The organism is Micromonospora sp. CP22, assembly GCF_009712475.1.
GTDB lineage: Bacteria > Actinomycetota > Actinomycetes > Mycobacteriales > Micromonosporaceae > Micromonospora.
On record NZ_VCJO01000015.1, the window covers coordinates 52,363 to 70,791 of the forward strand.

At 70.5% G+C, this 18,429-nt stretch carries 12 protein-coding genes; 6 read left to right on the forward strand and 6 right to left on the reverse strand.

Translation table 11 applies throughout. The annotated features are described in order from the left end of the window. Nucleotides 1–96 precede the first annotated feature (96 nt). Genes FF096_RS21130 through FF096_RS21145 form a run of 4 tightly spaced genes read right to left on the reverse strand, consistent with a single transcriptional unit; the run spans nt 97 to nt 4,174 of the window. On the reverse strand, nt 97–699 hold the full coding sequence (locus tag FF096_RS21130) for an ATP/GTP-binding protein (RefSeq protein WP_155221155.1): 603 nt from the start codon (nt 697–699) through the stop codon (nt 97–99). Beyond that, on the reverse strand, nt 680–1,069 hold the full coding sequence (locus FF096_RS21135; RefSeq protein ID WP_155221159.1) for a DUF742 domain-containing protein: 390 nt from the start codon (nt 1,067–1,069) through the stop codon (nt 680–682). Before FF096_RS21135 ends, FF096_RS21130 begins: the two co-directional genes overlap by 20 nt. Next, nucleotides 1,059–1,478: a roadblock/LC7 domain-containing protein gene (locus FF096_RS21140; protein ID WP_196222599.1), complete on the reverse strand. Its 420-nt coding sequence runs from the start codon at nt 1,476–1,478 to the stop codon at nt 1,059–1,061. Before FF096_RS21140 ends, FF096_RS21135 begins: the two co-directional genes overlap by 11 nt. Continuing rightward, nucleotides 1,478–4,174, reverse strand: a complete 2,697-nt coding sequence (locus FF096_RS21145) for a nitrate- and nitrite sensing domain-containing protein (protein ID WP_155221163.1) — start codon at nt 4,172–4,174, stop codon at nt 1,478–1,480. Before FF096_RS21145 ends, FF096_RS21140 begins: the two co-directional genes overlap by 1 nt. A gap of 297 nt (nt 4,175–4,471) precedes the next feature. Here FF096_RS21145 and FF096_RS21150 point away from each other — a divergent pair, with 297 nt between their 5' ends. From FF096_RS21150 to FF096_RS21160, 3 genes are all read left to right on the forward strand, one after another. After that, complete coding sequence (locus FF096_RS21150; RefSeq protein WP_155221165.1) at nt 4,472–5,068, forward strand: hypothetical protein; 597 nt, start codon at nt 4,472–4,474, stop codon at nt 5,066–5,068. A 10-nt stretch (nt 5,069–5,078) separates the two neighbouring features. Continuing rightward, nucleotides 5,079–6,029 carry a hypothetical protein gene (locus FF096_RS21155; RefSeq protein ID WP_155221167.1) on the forward strand — a complete coding sequence of 317 codons (951 nt, stop codon included), beginning with the start codon at nt 5,079–5,081 and terminating at the stop codon, nt 6,027–6,029. A 158-nt stretch (nt 6,030–6,187) separates the two neighbouring features. After that, nucleotides 6,188–6,568: a hypothetical protein gene (locus tag FF096_RS21160; protein ID WP_155221169.1), complete on the forward strand. Its 381-nt coding sequence runs from the start codon at nt 6,188–6,190 to the stop codon at nt 6,566–6,568. A 198-nt stretch (nt 6,569–6,766) separates the two neighbouring features. Here the strand turns inward: FF096_RS21160 and FF096_RS21165 are convergent, their stop codons facing one another. Continuing rightward, the gene (locus tag FF096_RS21165) at nt 6,767–8,578 is read right to left on the reverse strand and encodes a glycoside hydrolase family 6 protein (RefSeq protein WP_155221171.1); all 1,812 of its coding nucleotides are present in this window, start codon (nt 8,576–8,578) and stop codon (nt 6,767–6,769) included. 510 nt (nt 8,579–9,088) lie between these two features. Between FF096_RS21165 and FF096_RS21170 the strand changes: the two genes are divergently transcribed. After that, nucleotides 9,089–10,075, forward strand: coding sequence for a hypothetical protein (locus tag FF096_RS21170; RefSeq protein WP_155221173.1), 987 nt, complete (start codon nt 9,089–9,091; stop codon nt 10,073–10,075). Nucleotides 10,076–10,154: 79 nt separating this feature from the next. Then, the gene (locus FF096_RS21175) at nt 10,155–10,760 is read left to right on the forward strand and encodes a class F sortase (protein ID WP_155221175.1); all 606 of its coding nucleotides are present in this window, start codon (nt 10,155–10,157) and stop codon (nt 10,758–10,760) included. Nucleotides 10,761–10,797: 37 nt separating this feature from the next. Here the strand turns inward: FF096_RS21175 and FF096_RS21180 are convergent, their stop codons facing one another. Next, complete coding sequence (locus FF096_RS21180) at nt 10,798–15,849, reverse strand: NAD-glutamate dehydrogenase (RefSeq protein WP_155221177.1); 5,052 nt, start codon at nt 15,847–15,849, stop codon at nt 10,798–10,800. 284 nt (nt 15,850–16,133) lie between these two features. Here FF096_RS21180 and FF096_RS21185 point away from each other — a divergent pair, with 284 nt between their 5' ends. Continuing rightward, entirely contained in the window at nt 16,134–18,089 is a 1,956-nt protein-coding gene (locus FF096_RS21185) for a penicillin-binding transpeptidase domain-containing protein (protein WP_155221179.1), read from the forward strand. Nucleotides 18,090–18,429: the final 340 nt, after the last annotated feature.

Genomic DNA, 18,429 nt, shown 5'->3' on the forward strand with positions numbered 1-18,429 from the left:
CCCGCCCTCCGCTCCTGATCCCCCGATTCCCACCAACTGCCTTCCCCCGACACCGACGGGTTAGACCTACCAACCGCGACCGGCCCTCCGGTCGGATCAGGCTGTCGACACCGGCTCGCCCCGCTGCCGGGCGACGTGCTCGACCAGGGAGATCAGTACGGTCTTGCCGGACTGCCGGTCCCGGGCGTCGCAAAGCACCATCGGCACGTCCGGGTCCAGGTCCAGGGCCCTGCGTACCGCCTCCAGGCTGAACCGCCGGGCGTCGTCGAAGCAGTTGACCCCCACCACGAACGGGATACCCCGCTGCTCGAAGTAGTCGATGGAGGGGAAACAGTCGGCCAACCGTCGGGTGTCGGCGAGCACCACCGCGCCGAGCGCTCCGAAGGCCAACTCGTCCCAGAGGAACCAGAAGCGGTCCTGCCCGGGAGTGCCGAAGAGGTACAGCTGGAGGTCGTCGTTGATGGTGATCCGCCCGAAGTCCATCGCGACCGTGGTGGTCGACTTGGTCTCCACCCCGGAGATGTCGTCGGTACCGATGCCGGCACCGGTCAGGATCTCCTCGGTCTGCAACGGTCGGACCTCGCTCAACGCGCTCACCAGCGTCGTCTTGCCGGCGCCGAAACCACCGGCGACGAGGATCTTCAGCGCGATGGGCACCCGGTGGCCCCGCCGCTCGCCGTCATAACGCACGGAGTCCATCGACCACCGCCTTGAGGATGTCGTTGTCGGGTAGGTAGGTGGCTCGCGGCGGCTGGTGCACGGCGACCAGTCCCCGGACCAGCAGGTCGCCGAGGAGCACCCGGACCACGCCGACCGCCAGGTCCAGGTCCGCGGCGAGTTCCACCACCGGGGTGCCGCTGCCGGCGAGTTCCACCAGCAGGCGGTGCTCGGGATGCAGCTCCGGGTAGGCGGCGAGATCCGGGTCCGGCTGTGCCAGCACGTACGCGACCAGGTCGACCCCGTCCGCGCTCGGGCGGACGCGTCCCCCGGTGAGGGTGTACGGCCGCACCACCGGCCCGGCGTCGTCGTCGAGCCACTCGTGTCGCGGCTCGGATAAGTCAGTCCGCATCGGCGGCACTCACCGATGCCCGAGCCGGCACACCCAGGTTCTCGCCCACCCGGGTCACCAACATCGCCATCTCGTACGCGACCAGGCCGATGTCCGCGTCGGCGTCGCTGGCGACCGCCAGGCACGCGCCCTGTCCCGCCGTGGTGACGAAGAGGTACGCGGACTCCATCTCCACCACGGTCTGCCGGACCGGTCCACCGACCAGCTGTCGGCTGGCGCCACGGGCGAGGCTGGACAGGCCGGAGGCGAGGGCGCACAGGTGTTCGGCATCGGCGGTGTCCAGGTTGGCGGAGGATCCCAGCAGGAGGCCGTCCGCCGACAACACCACCGCGTGCCGCGCGGTCGGCACCCGCTCCAGCAGGTCGTCCAGCAGCCAGTCGAGATCTGCGTTCTGCCTCGTCGATTGCATCAGGCGTCCCTCTCAGTCACGGTCGGGGATTCCGACGCTGGTCCGGTGCCCGGCGGTGAGTCGGGCGGCGGTGTGGTCCGATCCTGGCCAGGATCGGTGACGCGACCGGCGGCTCGCCGACCCCGCGCGGTGCCTGCCTGCAATGCCGACATGACCCGACGGGCCTCCTCCGGGCTTCGCGGCGTCGGGTCACGGTACGGCCCGGACTGGGCCCGCCGCACCACCGGCTGCCGCACGGTCGGGGCGTCGATTCCGGCCGTGTCCGTGGTCATCGCCGGCAGTTGGACGGTGGGTTCCTCCAACGCACGGTCAGCCCGGGGTACGTCGGCCGGCCTTCCGGCACCCGACGACCCGGGCGTGGGCAGCTCGGTTCCGGACGGTCGCGGCCCGGCGGCGGGCGCTGGTCCCGCCCCGACGGCGACAGCCGGATCCGACGCGGCGGACGGGTCGGCAGGAGCAGCCTCGGTACCGGACGCGGCGTCATCGCCAGCACCGGCGGGCGACGGAGCGGACGCGGCGGCGGTGTTCTGCGCGGCGGGTCGCCGCCGGATCCGGCGCGGCAGGCCGTCGCCCTCGGCCGGCTCGACCGTGGAACCGGCCGGGGCGGTCGCCGTCGCCTCGGAGACCGCACCGCCCGGAGCCGATCCGCCGCGCGACGCCGCCGCGCCACGTCGGGACCGGGGACGGGGCACCGTGGTCAGCCGGGTGGCTCGGGCCAGCCTCCGCTGCTCCGGCGTGGCCCCACCATCGTCACCCGGCAGTCCCTCCGGGTCGGGCAGCAGCGACGGTTCCTCCGTGATCAGCTCGGTCGGGATGAGCACCACGGCGGTGATCCCGGTCCCCTCGGACCGGCGCAGCCGCACCCGGATGTCGTGCCGGGCGGCCAGCCGCGCCACCACGAACAGGCCGAGCCGAGCGGTGTCGCTGGGGTCGAACTCCGGTGCTCGGGCCAGCTTGAGGTTGGCCTCCTCGATGGCCGCCTCGCTCATGCCGAGACCGTCGTCGGAGACGGAGAGGGCATAGCCGTGGGCCACGTGCTCCCCCGAGATCTCGACCCGCGACTCGGGCGGTGAGTACGCCGTGGCGTTCTCGATCAGCTCGGCGAGCAGGTGGATGATGTCGCCCACCACCCGGCCGACCGTGCCGGCGGGCTGCACGGTGGTGATGTCGACCCGGTCGTACGACTCGACCTCGGAGATCGCCCCCCGGATCAGGTCCACCATGGCGACCGGGTTACGCCAGCCCCGCCCCGGTGCGGAACCGGCGAGGATGACCAGGTCCTCCGCGTGCCGACGCAGCCGGGTGGCAAGGTGGTCGACGCGGAACAACTCGGCCAGGTGATCGGGGTCCTCCGCGTCGCGTTCCAGCCGGTCGAGCAGGGCGATCTGCCGGTGTACCAGCCCCTGGCTGCGTCGCGCGATGTTCAGGAACACGTCGTTGAGACCACGTCGCAGGCTGACCTCGACCATCGCCGAACGGAGGGCGGCCTTGTGCACCTCGGTGAACGCCTGCGCGACCCGACCGATCTCGTCGGCTCCCCGGTCCGCCACCGACGTCTCCTGCGCCAGGTCGACCTGCTCCCCATTACGCAGGCGGTCCACCACCTCCGGTAGCCGTTGTTCGGCGTCGGCCAGCGCGCCGCGTACCAGCGTCAACCGGCGCGCGAGGGAGCGACCGACCCGGACCGCCACCACCAGCGACAGCACCACGGCGACCAGGCCGAGCAGCCCGGCTGCGGCCAGCCGCACCAGGATGCTCACCGCCATCGGCACGGACCGGTCGGCCAGCCCGTCCGCCTGGGTCAGTTCGAAGTCCCGCAGCGACTGCTGCACCGCGTCGTGGCTTCGCTGCCACTGCTGCGGGTCGATCCTGAGTCGCGCCGACGGGTCTGCGGCGATGAGTTCGTCCTGCATCGTCCGCAACCGACCGAACGCCTCCTGCTCGGTCAGTCGCCGGTACGCGGCCCGATCCGCCTCGGGCAGGTCGGCCACTGCGGCCTCGGCCAGGAACCGCTGGTTACCGATGCCCTGCACGAGCAGGGTGTGCTCACCCTCGGCGAACCTTCCGGCGGTCAGCACACCGGCCAGTAGCGCGTCGGTCTGGCCCAGCAGTTCCCGCGAGCGACCGAGGCTGGTCAGCGCCAACGCCTCGCGGTTGAGGTCGTGGTCGGGCAGGTTGGCCAGGGCGGTGAAGGTGTGGAAGGCCGAAGCGATCATTCCACTGTAGAAACCGACGGCACCGGCGCGGTCCATGTCCCGACGGTCGACGAAGGCGCGACCGGCGGGCAACGCGTCCAGTTCGCCGAGGAACCGATCGAGCCGGGATTCGAGCAGGTCACCGGCGGCGTCGCGCAGTTGCTCCCCGGCGACCCGCCGACGCAGCTCCGTGATCGCCGCGTCGGTGCGGGCCCGTTGCTCCACCAGAGCCGGCAGTACGCAGTTGGCCGGCGGTTGCCCGCACTCGGTACGGGGCGAGGCGAGGTGCACCACCGAGAGCCGGCGTTCCCGTTGCAGCTCGGCCACCACGGTCTCGCCGGGCCTACCGAGGTCGTACAGGAGGGTGCGGGCGGAGAGCAGATCGAGCGCCGGCCCGAAGGTCAGCGTGGTGGCGAAGATCCACAGTGCCAGCAGGGCGGTGACCGGCACGACGACCAACGCGGTCAGCTTCGAGCGGATCGGCCAGTCGCGGGTGTTCAATCGGACCTCGCCCGGAAGGGTGGCTGGAAGGGCTCCGGCGCAGCCGGGCAGCGCCGTCGCCGGGGCGCACCCCGGTTTGTCCTCCGGGGCACCGGCTCGGGCGCCTTGGGCAGGATACGTAATCCGCGCCGGTCGCACTACCGTCCGTCGAGACTACCGGTACGTTACCGAACCTTCCGAGGACGAACCGCTTGTCGGGTTCGGCCCCGACCGTGACCGGGTCGGCTCAGGAAAGTGCTCCGGAACGGGATTGGCGATCACTGCGTGGCGGGAATACCTGCATGCGAAGGAGGAGCCATGTCGCCCACGCAGATAGTCGTCACCGTCATCGTCATCCTGGTGGTCGCCGCCGTCGCCGCCGCCGTCGTGGTGGCCAGCCGCCGCCGGGCGCTCCGGCAGCGCTTCGGCCCCGAGTACGACCATGTCGTCGCCGAGCAGGACAGCCGCACCGCCGCCGAGCGCGAACTTCGGGACCGGGAGCGCCGGCACGCCGAACTCGAACTGGTCCCGCTCGCCCCCGAATCCCGGGCCCGGTACGCCGAGGCGTGGGAGGAACTCCAGGTGCGTTTCGTCGACTCCCCCGCCGAGACCGTCGGCCAGGCCGACGAACTGGTAACCCGGCTGATCGCCGAACGCGGCTACCCCACGGGTGAGTTCGACGACCAGATCGCTCATCTCTCCGTCGAGCACGCGCGCACGCTGGGCCACTACCGCGACGCGCACGAGATTCACCTGCGCAACTCCCGGGGCGAGGCCAGCACCGAGGACCTTCGCCAGGCAGTCGTCCACTACCGCGCCCTCTTCGGCGACCTGCTCGGCGAGGAGCCGCCGGTCACCGCCGGGGCACCCGAACAGCGCCAGCCCGACGCCGCCCACGACGCCACCAACCGCTGAGGAGAACACCATGCGGCAGCAAGAGCAGCAGCTCAACAACGACCACCCGGAGACCGTACGCTCCGCCCCGGTGGCGGTGCCGACCACCGACGACGACCGGGAGACGATCGCGGACGTCGACGCCTTCGACGAGCCCACGGACCGTGACCTGTCGGAGCCGGACCGGGGCCGCCCCTGGGACGGCCGTCCGGGCGCCGACGACGAAGCGGCCGAGTTCAACGAGCCGGGTCCGGTGCCGACCGCCTTCGGCGCGACCACCGTCGGTGGCGCGGTCGCCGCCTCGGCGATGGCCAGCCCACGCCCCGAGGACGAGCGTGACCCGCGCGACGAGGAGACCGCTCGCCCCGGCGACGGCGCGGTCGACGGCGAGCGGGAGGGACTGCGGGCGGACCCGACGGCCGAGTTCGACCGGACCGACGACGTGGACGACACCGATGTGGACGGTGTCGACGACAACGACGTGGACGGTGTCGACGACGACGTGGCGGCCTCGGTCGACGGCGAGGCGGCGGATGACCGCGTCGACACGGACCTGACGACGGCCGACGACGACATCCGGGCGACCGCGACGGCCGACGACACGGCGGCGGCGGGCGGGGCCGGCTTCGGCAGCGCCACCCCCACGATGGTCGACCCCGACACGCAGACCGCCGGTACGGGCACGGCCACCTCCGGGGCGACGGTTCCGGCCGGGGCGGCGACCCTGTTCGACGATGCGACGGCGCAGGGCTTCCGGGATCGTTGGCGCGACGTCCAGCTGCGCTTCGTGGACGACCCCCGGGCGGCGGCCGGTGAGGCGCAGTCGCTGGTCGAGGAGGCTATGCAGGCGCTCTCCGCCGCGCTGGCCGAGCACCGCAACAAGCTCGGCAGCTGGCAGGAGTCCGATTCCTCCGACACCGAGCAGCTGCGGGTGGCCGTGCGCGAGTACCGGGACTTCCTCGACCGCGTACTCGGCCGCTGATCACGCCGGCTCAGCACCTCCACACCAGCTGAAGGCGGGTGACCCCGAAGCCGGGGGCACCCGCCTTCGGTGTGTCCCGTCAGGCATGGCCACCGGCGAGGCGGGTACGCGCATCAGGGTCGCGTCGCCAGAGCGCCACGGACAGGAGGGCAGCAACGATGACGGATCGTGATCGACAACGACCGCTGGAGGAGCGCCCCGAGGCGATCGCGGCGGTCGAGGACGACAGCACCGTTCCTCAGCTCGTCACCGGAGGCGGAGCCGACCGGGACAATCCGGTGTTCGCCGAACCGGGTGAGCCGACCGAAAACGCACCGACCGAGAACATCATCGCCGACCCGTACGCCGCAGGGACCGGGGCGACGGGAACCGGCACCGGAGCCGCACCGGACAACATCCGTACCGGCGCGGAGCAGCCCTGGGAGCCGGAGGATCTGGTGATGGCCCGGGGGCAGGATCTGACCGCCGAGAACATCGAGCGGGCGCGGCGTGACCTGGAGGAGGTCGGTCGTGCCGCCATCGAGAGGACGGTGCCCTGATCCGCCTGCGCCACGGTGCGCCCTCGCCAGGACGGCGGTGGCCGGTTGCGGCGTACCGCACGTCAGGCGGGTGACGGCAACCGTGACGCAGGCGGCGCGAGGGGCCCCTGGTCCGACCGGTGCGGTCGGACCAGGGGCCCAGGTGACCTGCCGCCGCAGCGCCTCACCTACTGCCGGCGGCGGGTATGCCGGTACCCGTCAGGACAGCGGCGGGTAGGCGTTGGCCATCAGCTCGGCGAACTGCTCCGGGAACCAGGCACCCGAGATCGGGGCGTTCGGCAGGGCGCCGCTCATGCTGTTGCCGTTGCGCTCGTTGCCCTCGTAGGTCGGGTCGCACATCCGGTCGAAGCCCTTGCCGTCGTTGTTCGGGATCTCCCGGCTGGAGCCGTCCGACTCACCCGGGGGCTTGATCCAGACGTACGCGTCGATACCCGACGCCGGCGCGGCCTTCGGCCGCTCGCCCATGCCCGCACCGGCCTGGTTGCACCAGTTGCCCTTGTGGATGCGGCGGTCGACCCGGCCACCCTCCACGTAGGCGTCCACGCTGGTCGTCGGGCCCGCGCTGGTGGGCCGGTCGCTGCCGCCCCAGCCGTTACGGGAGGTGTCGATCAGCATGCCGATGCTGCTGGGGAAGCCCTGCCGGACCAGTTCCTGACGGAACGCCTGAGCGAAGCTCTGCTCGTCGTTGTACTGATTCCAGTCGATCCAGTTGGACTGCCGCACCGTCTGCCCGTTCACCGAATCGGTGACCTTCACGTACGGCTCGATCAGGGCCGAGTAGTTCGCGGTGTTGGTGATGAAGCCGTGCACGTGGTTCACGGTGCTGCCGGAGGCCGTCGCGGCCTCCTTCAGGATCTGGGCGGTCGGGGTGAAGTTGCTGTCCCAACCGAGCCAGCCGTGGTGCCCGGCGTCGACGTAGTTGTACACGTTCGAGAACGCGCCCAGCTTGGCCAGGGCGTAGCCGACACCCTGCACGTACGCGCCGTTCTCCTTCACCGTGTCGCACATCTCGGTGCCGCCGGCGTTACCGGTGGTGTTGGTCACCAGGTTCGGCAGCGAGTCGACCTCGATGACGTTGATGATCCGCAGGTTGCGGTACTTCGAGTCACCCTGGATCGCCGCGATCGGGTCGATGTACTCGGCCTTGTACCTCGGCAGCTCGTCGGCCTTCAGCTCACCGTTGGAGGCGAGCGCCGCGCAGTCGCGGCCCGGCAGGTTGTAGATGACGAACTGGATGTAGTCCGCGTTCTGCCGCAGCGCCTCGTCCAGGTGGTCCCGGATGCCCATCGGGCCGTTGGACTGGCTGTCCTCGGTGCCCTCGATCGCCGCGATCCGGTCGATCCACACCGCGGTCGAGATGTTCGACACCCGGTTGCCGCCGCTGACCGACTCGGCCTTGGCCTTCCACTCCGGGTTCACGTAGCCCGTGGCGTTCAGGTACGGGTTGTCCACCCTGGTGCCGGGGGGCGGCGGGCTCGTCGGCGGCGGGGAGCTGGGCGGCGGTTCGCTCGGCGGCGGGGAGCTGGGCGGCGGTTCGCTCGGCGGCGGGGAGCTGGGCGGCGGCGGGGTCGTCGGCGTGGTGCCGCCGTTGCAGGCCACACCGTTGACCGTGAACGAGGTGGGCTTCGGGTTGCTGCCGCTCCACGACCCGTTGAAGCCGATGTCCACGCTGGCGCCGGAGGCCAGGTTGCCGTTCCACGACTCGTTCTGCGCGGTCACGTTGCTGCCCGACTGGCTCCACCGGGCCGACCAGCCCTGCACGAGGCGCTGGTTGGAGTCGGGGAACGTGAAGCCGAGCGTCCAGCTACTGAGCGCGTCGCCGACGTTCCTGATCGAGATGTTGGCGGTGAAGCCGCCCTGCCAGTCATTGGTCGTGTACGTCACGTCGCACTGCGTCGCCGCGTGCGCCGCGGTCACGGGAAGCGTGACCAAACCGCCCGCGACCAGCGCGCTCGCGCCGGCCAGCGCGACGGCCCGGCGTCGGCCGGACAGCCTTCTCCACACATTCATGCCACTGATCTCCTTGGGCGAGACCGGATCCGCGTACGGCCCGGCACGTGGCCCGAAGGACGTCCTCCGTGGGACGACCGCCGGTACCAACGGGATTCTTCGGAGCGCCCGACCCGGACGGGCGTTGGTGGTGGTGCGACGACCGGTCTCACCGGTCGGCGGCTAGGTGGTCGTCCGGCGAACCGGATGCCCTCGACACCTGCCTACGCGGTGTGGCTCGGCTCACCGCGTGCAGCGATTCTTGCATGGGAGCGCTTCCATGGCAATGGTTCGATATTTTCGAAACCCTACCGGGACAAATCCCCCACCACTTTCGCGGCTCCGAGCCGCGCGTGCCACCCGACAGGCGGACGGGGCGCCCTTTCCGGTCGAGCAGCCCCACAGAACCCGGCATACCGAACTAATGCCAGAACACGAATCTTTCCCTGCATAAGTCATGAAACGGTCTAACGTCGGTTCTGGCTCGGTTGTTGCCGGCCGCAGGACAACAGGGATGGAGTGACACAGGTCATGGCTAAGAACATGCTGGGGAAGGTTGTTGCGGGTGCTGCCCTCGGCAGCGCCTCCCTGCTGGTGTTCGCGCCGGGGGTCGCGTACGCCGACGGCCAGTCAGACACGGACGACGGCAAGGTCTTCGCCAAGCCGCACGCCGTCAAGGCCGGCGAAGAGGTCAAGCTCGTGCAGATCTGCGGCGAGCCGCAGGAACAGCCCTTCGTCTGGTCCAAGGTCACCGGGAAGGTCAAGCTCACGCCGGCCCAGGGCCGCGACTCGCGGGGCGACCACGGCTGGGGGAACGGCGAACGCGGCGCGGACAGCGAAGGCTGGTCGGGCCACGAGCGTTCACAGCCGGGCGAAGCCGAGTCCGGCAGCGGTTGGGGTGGCGGTGCCGCTGACGCCCGCGACGACTGGAAGGGCGAGGAGCACGGCCAGGACGCCGAGGGTGGCCGCGACAAGAAGGACTGGAAGCGCGAGGACGGCAAGGGCGAGGAGTCCGGAAGCGGCTGGTCGGGTCGGCACGAGAACGGCTCGGACTCCGCCGAACGCGACTGGTCCGGTGAACGCGACTGGTCGGGCGAGTCCAGCGGACACGACTGGTCCGGCGAGCGCGACTGGTCCGGCGAGTCCGGCGGACGCGACTGGTCGGGTGAGTCGGGTGAGCGTGACTGGTCGGGTGAGTCCGGCGAGCACGGCTGGTCGGGCAAGCGCGACCAGGCCGCCGACGAAGCCGACAGCTGGGAGCACAAGAAGGACTTCGTCTACTACGGCGAAGCCCGGGTGGCCCGGGACGCCAAGCCCGGCACGTACGAGCTGGAGGGCTCCTGCGGCACGGGCGAACTGGTCGTCCTGCCGCGCGGTGGGGTCGACGGCGGTGACGGTGGCATCGCCACCGGCGCCGACCGGGGCCTGGCCACGGCCGGGGCGAGCCTGGTCGGCGCCGCCGCACTGGGTGGCCTCGTGCTGATGCGCCGTCGTCGGACCAGTGACTTCACGGCCTGACGCGACGACGAGACGGGCCGACGGCCGTCACGGGAGACCGTGGCGCGCCGTCGGTACCGCCGTCGTCGTCCTGCTCGCCATGCTGGGCTCCGGTCTGATCGGCGCCTCCCTCAAGACCACCGAGCCCGCACGCCCGCCGCAGCCGCTGGCGGGCACCACCGACCCGACCCCGGACAGCCCGTTCACCGAGGCCGACCTCGACCCGGCGACGCGGGCACCGACGGGCCTACCCCGCGCGACCCCCACGATCATCAACATCCCCCGGATCGGTGTGCGGGCCAGCATCATGGCGCTCGGCACCAACCCGGACGGCACCGTCCAGGTACCTCCGCTCGACCAGGCGATGCTCGCCGGCTGGTACGAGCCCGGACCGAGCCCGGGCGAGTCGGGCAACGCGGTCATCGTCGGGCACGTCGACTCCGCCGCGATCGGACCTGCCGTCTTCTTCTCCCTGGGTGCCGTGCAGCCCGGCGACACCATCACCGTCGAACGGGCCGACGGCCGCACGGCGACCTTCCGGGTGGACTCGGTCGCGTCGTACCCGAAGAACTCCTTTCCCACCGAGCAGGTCTACGGCCCCACCGACCGACCGGGACTGCGGGTCGTCACCTGCGGCGGCCAGTTCGACGAGGCGACCGGCAACTACCCCGACAACGTGATCGCCTTCGCCACCCTGACCCCCTGACCCGGTTGGGTGGCGGGGGTCAGGGTGGCGGCGGGGATCAGGTGGCGGCGGAGGTACGGACGAGGGTGCGGATCTGGCGCAGGAGGACCGACAGGGCCGCCAGGTCCGCCCGGGACTCGTCGAACTCACCCATCGCCCGCTCGGCACGGTGGATCGAGGTGGCGTTCGACTGCTCCCACTGCTGGACCCGCTCCTGCGGCGAAAGGTCAGCCGACGTCGATTCGAGCACCTCCGCGGTGAGGGCGGCGAGCGCGGCATACAGGTCGTACCGCAGCGCCATCCGGGCCAGGGTCTGCCACCGGTCCTCCCGTGGCAACAGGGAGATCTTCGACAGCAGCGAGTCCACCCGGAACCGGTCCGAGAGCACGAAGTAGACCGAGGCGACCTCGTCGACGTCCCGCCCGGTGCCGGCGGCGGTCTCCACCACGTCCAGCAGGCCGAAGCTGTACATCAGGCGCGTGCTGAGCTCGGCCAACTCGCGCGGCACACCACGCTCGGTCAGGGAGTCGATGTGCGCGGCGATCGACTCACGCTCGCTGCCGTAGAAAAGCGTCTCCATCTTGGGCAGCAGCCGGGTGATGCCGTCGCGCAGCCGGGCGATCTCCGACGGCACGTCGATCGGCGAGCGGCGGTTGGTCACCAGCCACCGCACCGCCCGGTCGAGCAGCCGTCGGGTGTCGAGGTAGACGTTGGTCTGCAACTCCGGATCGATCCGGTTGTCCAGCGCCTCGACCTCGTCCCACAACCGCCGCAGGCCGAAGACCTCCCGCACCACCACGTACGCCCGGATCACGTCCGCCGCCGTCGCGCCCGTCTCCTCGACCACCCGGAAGACGAACGAGATCCCGCCCCGGTTGATCGCCTCGTTGACCAGCTCGGTGGTCACGATGTCGCGGCGCAGCCGGTGCCGGTCCATCCGGTCGGCGAACCGCTCCCGCATCGGCGTCGGGAAGTAGTTGACCAGCACCTCGCCGGTCCACTCCTCGTCCGGCAGCCGGTCCGCGAGGATCTCCTTCTCCAGGGCGATCTTCACGTACGCCAGCACGACGGCGAACTCCGGCGCGGTCAACCCGGTCTCGGTACGGACCGCCAGTTCCTCGTCCGTCGGCAACGCCTCCAGCGACCGGTTCAGCACACCCGCGCGCTCCAGCGCGGTGATCATGCGGCGGTGCACCGGCAGCAGCGAGGTCGCCTGGGCCTGGGAGTTGTTGATCGCCCGCGCCTGGTCGTAGTTGTCCCGCAGCACCAGGGCGGCGACCTCGTCGGTCATCTGGGCGAGCAACTCGTCCCGCTCGGGCAGGGTCAGCTCGCCGTCGGCGACCGCGGTGTTCAGCAGGATCTTGATGTTCACCTCGTGGTCGGAGCAGTTCACCCCGGCCGCGTTGTCGATGAAGTCGGTGTAGATCCGGCCGCCCGCCTGGGCGTACTCGATCCGGCCGTGCTGGGTGAAGCCCAGGTTGCCGCCCTCACCGACCACCCGGCAGCGCAGGTTGCGGCCATCCACCCGGATCGCGTCGTTGGACTTGTCACCCACCTGGGCGTTGGTCTCGCTGGACGACTTGACGTAGGTGCCGATGCCACCGTTCCAGAACAGGTCGACCGGCGCGGTGAGGATCGCCTTCATCAGCTCCTGCGGGCTCAGCTGCTCGACGTCGTCGTCGAGCCCGAGCACGGTACGCACCTGCGGCGAGATCGGCACCGACTTCGCCGTACGCGGGAAGACCCCACCACCTTCGGAGATCAACTCGGCGTTGTAGTCCTCCCAGGTGGACCGGGCCAACCCGAACAGCCGCTTCCGCTCGGCGTACGAGGCTGCCGCGTCCGGATCCGGGTCGAGGAAGATGTGCCGATGGTCGAAGGCGGCCATCAACCGGATGTGCTGCGAGAGCAGCATGCCGTTACCGAACACGTCACCGGACATGTCGCCGACCCCGACCACGGTGAAGTCCTGGCTCTGGGTGTCATGCCCCAGCTCGCGGAAGTGCCGCTTGACCGACTCCCACGCGCCCCGGGCGGTGATGCCCATCTTCTTGTGGTCGTAACCGGCCGAACCACCGGAGGCGAAGGCGTCACCCAGCCAGAAATCGTGCGCCGTTGAGATCTCGTTGGCGGTGTCGGAGAAGGTCGCGGTGCCCTTGTCCGCCGCCACCACCATGTACGGGTCGTCGCCGTCGTGCCGGACCACGTCCTCCGGTGGCACGATCTCGCCGGCCACGATGTTGTCGGTGACGTCGAGCAGCGCGCCGACGAACTCCTTGTAGCAGGCCACCGCCTCGTCGCGGTCGCCCGGCTTCTGCTTGAGCACGAAGCCGCCCTTGGCGCCCACCGGCACGATCACGGCGTTCTTCACCATCTGCGCCTTGACCAGGCCGAGCACCTCGGTCCGGAAGTCCTCACGCCGGTCCGACCAGCGCAGGCCACCCCGGGCCACCGGCCCGAACCGCAGGTGCACACCCTCGAACCGGGGCGAGTACACGAAGATCTCGTACTTGGGCCGGGGCGCGGGCAGCTCCGGTATCGCCTGCGGATCCAGCTTGAACGCCACGTACGGCTTGGGCCGCCCACCCACCGGCTTCTGATAGAAGCTGGTCCGCAGGGTGGCCTGGATCAGCGAGAGGTACGACCGCAGGATCCGGTCCTGGTCGAGGCTGGCCACGTCGTCGAGCCCGGCGTTGATCTCGGCGACCAACTCCGCGCCGTGCTGCTCGCGCTGCGCGGCGGTACGCGGGCCCGGCTCGAACCGCGCCTCGAACAGCTGCACCAGCAGCGTGGCCAGGTGCGGATACGCGATGAACGTCGACTCCATGTAGTCCTGCGAGAACACCGTGCCGGTCTGGCGCAGGTACTTCGCGTACGCGCGCAGCACCACCACCTGACGCCAGGTCAGCCCGGCGCGCAGCACCAGCTCGTTGAAGCGGTCCACCTCGGCCTCGCCCCGCCACGCCGCCGCGAAGGCGTTCTCCACGTGCGGGCGTACCTCGGCCAGCTCCTGGTGCCCCTCGGGCAGTTGCAGCCCGAAGTCGTACAACCAGATCCGGCCGTCGACCCGTTCCACCTCGTACGGGTGCTCGTCGACGACCTTCACGCCGAGCGAGTGCAGCACCGGCAGCACCGCCGAGAGCATCATCGGCTCGCCGTAGCGGTACACCTTGAACCGGACGTCGAGCAACTCGTCGACGTTCGGGCCCCGACCGCCGGCGCGCGGTGCCGCCTGCTTACGGAACAGGTGCATCTCCAGCTGGCCGGGCTCCTCCAGCAGCTCCAGCTTGGCCAGGTCCTTCATCGCCTCGTACGGCGTGTGCCCGTCCTTGTAGCCCTCCGGGAACGCGTCGGCGTACCGGCTGAACAGGTGCTTGGCCTGCTCGTCGCCGAGCTTGCGTTCCAGCACCAGCCGGTAGTCGTCGTCCCACAACCGGGTGGCGTCGGCCAGCTCCTCGGCCAACAGGTCGGCGTCGATGTCCCCGGGCGGATTCGTCGGGTCGGTACGCACGATGAAGTGCACCCGGGCCAGCATCGACTCGGTCACCCGGGTGGTGTAGTCCACCCCGACGCCGTTCAGCTCCCGCAGCAGGATGTCCTGCATGCGCAACCGGTTCTGGGTGGTGAAGCGGTCCCGGGGCAGGTAGATCAGGCAGGAGATGAACCGCCCGTACGCGTCGCGCCGCAGGAAGACCCGCAGCTGTCGGCGACCGGCCATCCGCAGCACCCCGATGACCGCGTGGTACAGGTCGTCGGTCTTGATCTGGAACAGCTCGTCGCGCGGGTACGTCTCCAGGATCTGCATCAGATCCTTGCCGGAGTGGCTGCGCAGGCTCAGTCCGGAGCGGTCCAGCACCTCGGCGACCTTGCGCCGGACCACCGGCAGCTCCTGCACGCTGGTCCGGTACGCGGCGGTGGAGAACAGGCCCAGGAAACGCCGCTCGCCCACCACCTCACCGTTCTCGTCGAAGATCTTGAAGCCGATGTAGTCGAGGTACGCCGAGCGGTGCACGGTGGCCCGCGAGTTCGCCTTGGTGATGATCAGCAGACGCTTCTCGGTGACCTTCTCGTGCGCCTCGGGCGTCATCGAGGACAGCGCCCGCGCCTCCGGCGAGTCCTGACGCAGGATGCCCAGCCCGGTGCCGAGCACCGCCTCCAGCGCCGACCCGCCGTCGGCGGAGTTCGGTACCAGCCGGTACTCCCGGTAGCCGAGGAAGGTGAAGTGGTCGTGCGCGAGCCAGCGCAACAACTCGACCGAGTCGGTGATGTCCTTCTCCGGCACCGGTGGCCGGTTGTCACTGGTCCGGGCGGCGGCCAACTCGTCGGCGAGGCTGAGGGCGCGCTGGCGCATCTTCGGCCAGTCCTCGACCGCCTCCCGTACGTCGGTCAACACCCGCTGCAACTCGCGCCGCAGCTTCTCCCGCTCCTCCGGGTCGCGGACCGGGTCGATCTCGATGTGCATCCAACTCTCGACCAGGTCGCCGGAGATCGCGTCGTCCGGCTCCACGTCGGCGGCGACCTCGACCAGCCGTCCCAGCGGCTCCCGGCGCACCACCACCAGCGGGTGCACCAGCAGGTGGACGTCGAGATGGTGGGTGTTGAGCAGGGCGGTCACCGAATCGACCAGGAACGGCATGTCGTCGGTGACGATCTCGATGACGCTGTGGTGCTGCTCCGCGTCGGGTGAGTGGATCCGCAGCTTCAACTCACCCGGCACCCGCTGCCGGGCCAGTTCCCGGTGCTCGCGGGCGGCGTCGAGCATCTCCTCGGCGGTGAACCCGATCAGCTCCTCGTCGGGCGCGAACCGCCAGAACCGGCTCACCAGGGTCGCCGCGTCGTGGTCGTCGCCGGCCAGCGCCACCGCCTGGGCCACCAGCCGCTCGGCGTTCGGCACCGGCTCGTCGAGTTCGCCGTCCTCCGATTCGGCGAGCGCCTCCGGCGGCAGCCCGAGATCGTAGAGGGTGTCGATGCTGGAACCGGTCATCCCGGTCGCACCTGTGTCTAGCCGACCGAAACCGTCCCCGTCGGTCGCCGTGTCGAAACTGTCGTCCCGGCCGGTCTCAGCCAGCCGGATGTCGGGTTCCGGGTTGATCGCCGGACGCCGGTCCATCGGTGCCACTCCCCTCGACCCACAGCGCTGTGGGTCACTCTGCCGCCAAGCCTAGGCCGACCGCCCGGTTTCGCCGTCGGCGGACCACCGGCCGGCCATCCGGATCTTCGACGTCGTCCTTTCACCCGTTGCGGTACGAGGTTCGGCCGGGTTCGGAGTACCCCGCCTGAAGTTGTTCATCACACAGTTACCAGAGCGTCTTTCGCCTGGCCCCGTCCGCCCGGGGCAGTGGCCCGCGCCTCGGCGTACTAGCGTGCGGAGCAGCCGACCAGAAGGAAGCGCAGATGTACGTCCCACCCCGGCACCGCCGCATCCGGTCGCTCCTGACCGTCACCGTCACCTGCCTGGTCGGCGCGGCCAGCCTGGTCGCCTGCTCCGGCGAGGACGGCCCGCAGCGCACCGTCGATGCCTTCCTGGAGGGGTGGCGCAAGGGTGACCTGAACGCGGTCGGCTTCGTCGACCCGACCGGCGCGAAGGTTCCCGCCGCGGACGTCGTCCGGGAGATCCGCGAGCTCTCCGGCGAACTCGTCGACGCCCCGCTCACGCTGACCCGACAGGGCGATCCCGAGGTGGTCCAGAACACCGCCACCGCCACCGTCCGCGCGGAGTGGACGCTGCCGGGTGGGACGAATTGGACGTACGACCGGCCGGTGCGACTCACCCAGGGCCGCGACGACCAGTGGCAGGTGATCTGGGAGCCGCAGATCGTCCAGGAACAGCTCACCCGGGGCGACCGGCTGGGGCTGCGGCGGGACCGGGCAACCCGGGCCGCCGTGCTCGACGGCGCCGGCGAGCCGATCGTGACGCCACGGGACGTGGTCCGGGTCGGTCTGCAGCCCAACGAGGTGACCGACGTCAAGGCCATGATCCGCGAGTTGGACGCCGCCTTCCGCGCCATCCGTCCGGCCATCACCCCGCCAGTCGACCTGTCGGACCTCCCCAACCGCCTGAAGGAGGCGAAACCAGACGCCTTCGTCGAGGTGGTCACCCTGCGCGACGAGGCGTACCGGCAGATCAAGTCACGGATCCACGGCCTGCCGGGGACCAAGTTCCCGACCGACAAGCTGGACCTCGCACCCACCCGCGAGTTCGCCCGCGCCGTGCTCGGCACCGTCGACCCCGCGTACGCCGAGGACCTCGCCAAGCATCCCGACCGCTACTCAGCCGGCGACCTCGTCGGTCACGGTGGGTTGCAGGGCCGCTGGGACGAGCGGCTGCGGGGCGTACCGGGGTTGAGCGTCATCATCAAGCGTCCCGGGCCGAACGGCACGCTGGAGCCGACCGGCACCGAGGTGTTCCAGCGTGAGGCACAGACCGGCCAGCCGGTGCGCACCACACTCGACGTGGACACTCAGAACGCCGCCGACCGGGCGCTGCGCGGGGAACGTCGGCGCTCCGCCCTGGTCGCCGTACGGATCACCGACGGTGCCGTGCTCGCCGCCGCCAACGGCCCCGGCGCGGCCGGGGAGAACCTCGCCTTCACCGCGCAGGTGCCCCCCGGCTCCACGTTCAAGATGGTCAGCGCGTACGGGCTGGTCGAGCAGGGCGCGGTGACGCCCGACAGCATCGTCGCCTGCCCGAAGACGTTCACCGTGGACGGACGCTCCTTCAAGAACGCCAACGACTTCTCCCTCGGCGACGTACCGTTCCGGACCGACTTCGCGAAGTCCTGCAACACGGCCTTCGCCGCGCTCGCGCCCCAGCTCGGCGCCGACGGGCTCGCTGCCGCCGGACGCGCACTGGGCCTGGAGGGCGAGTGGGGGGACCTGGGTCTCGACGCGTTCACCGGGAAGGTGTCAGCGGGAGGCGGAGCCACCGAACAGGCCGCCGCGGCGATCGGTCAGGGTACGACCCTGGTCAGCCCGCTGGCCATGGCCGCAGCGACCGCCGCGGTGGCCAAGGGCCAGTTCGTCCCGCCAAAGCTGCTGTCGGAGCCGGCACCGGAGCAGGCGGCCGAGCCGGGCCCGCAGCTCAAGCCCGAGGCCGTCACGGCCGTCCGGGAAATGATGCGCGAGGTGGTCACCGCCGGCACCGGCACCGCGCTGCGGGACGTGCCCGGCGGCCCGGTGCACGGCAAGACCGGCACCGCCGAGTACGACGACAACCCGAAGAACACCCACGCCTGGTTCGTCGGCTGGCAGGGTGACATCGCGGTCGCGGTCTTCGTCGAGAAGGGCGGCTCGGGCAGCGGTACCGCGGTACCGATCGCGGAACGCTTCCTGCGTGCTCTCCCCCGCTGAAACGAGGTCTCCGCGCACGAAAAAATCGGTCTGTCGGATGTACGCCAATTGCTTGCCCTGCTAAGAATCGGCTAGCCAGCGGTTGCGTCGAGTTTCCGACCGAGCAGCGCAATACGTGACAGTCCCGAGATGTGTCCGTTTTCAACGGGCACCCACGTCACTTTGATGCCCTCTCCTTCTCTTCACAGCAGGGTGGTCTCCACTCGAACCGCCCGGTACGGTGCCTGAACGGGCATGAGCAAGCCATCGTGCGGTGAGTTGGCCAGCGACCAACCGGGGAGTGACATCTCGCCACGACAGCACTCGCTTCTCCTGCCTACAGTCGGCAATTCCGTACGAC

Coding starts and splice junctions, on each gene's coding strand:
- FF096_RS21170 (WP_155221173.1), top strand. CDS start 9,089: ATGGCTAAGAACATGCTGGGGAAGGTTGTTGCGGGTGCTGCCCTCGGC.
- FF096_RS21130 (WP_155221155.1), bottom strand. CDS start 699: ATGGACTCCGTGCGTTATGACGGCGAGCGGCGGGGCCACCGGGTGCCC.
- FF096_RS21165 (WP_155221171.1), bottom strand. CDS start 8,578: ATGAATGTGTGGAGAAGGCTGTCCGGCCGACGCCGGGCCGTCGCGCTG.
- FF096_RS21150 (WP_155221165.1), top strand. CDS start 4,472: ATGTCGCCCACGCAGATAGTCGTCACCGTCATCGTCATCCTGGTGGTC.
- FF096_RS21135 (WP_155221159.1), bottom strand. CDS start 1,069: ATGCGGACTGACTTATCCGAGCCGCGACACGAGTGGCTCGACGACGAC.
- FF096_RS21155 (WP_155221167.1), top strand. CDS start 5,079: ATGCGGCAGCAAGAGCAGCAGCTCAACAACGACCACCCGGAGACCGTA.
- FF096_RS21185 (WP_155221179.1), top strand. CDS start 16,134: ATGTACGTCCCACCCCGGCACCGCCGCATCCGGTCGCTCCTGACCGTC.
- FF096_RS21140 (WP_196222599.1), bottom strand. CDS start 1,478: ATGCAATCGACGAGGCAGAACGCAGATCTCGACTGGCTGCTGGACGAC.
- FF096_RS21175 (WP_155221175.1), top strand. CDS start 10,155: ATGCTGGGCTCCGGTCTGATCGGCGCCTCCCTCAAGACCACCGAGCCC.
- FF096_RS21160 (WP_155221169.1), top strand. CDS start 6,188: ATGACGGATCGTGATCGACAACGACCGCTGGAGGAGCGCCCCGAGGCG.
- FF096_RS21180 (WP_155221177.1), bottom strand. CDS start 15,849: ATGGACCGGCGTCCGGCGATCAACCCGGAACCCGACATCCGGCTGGCT.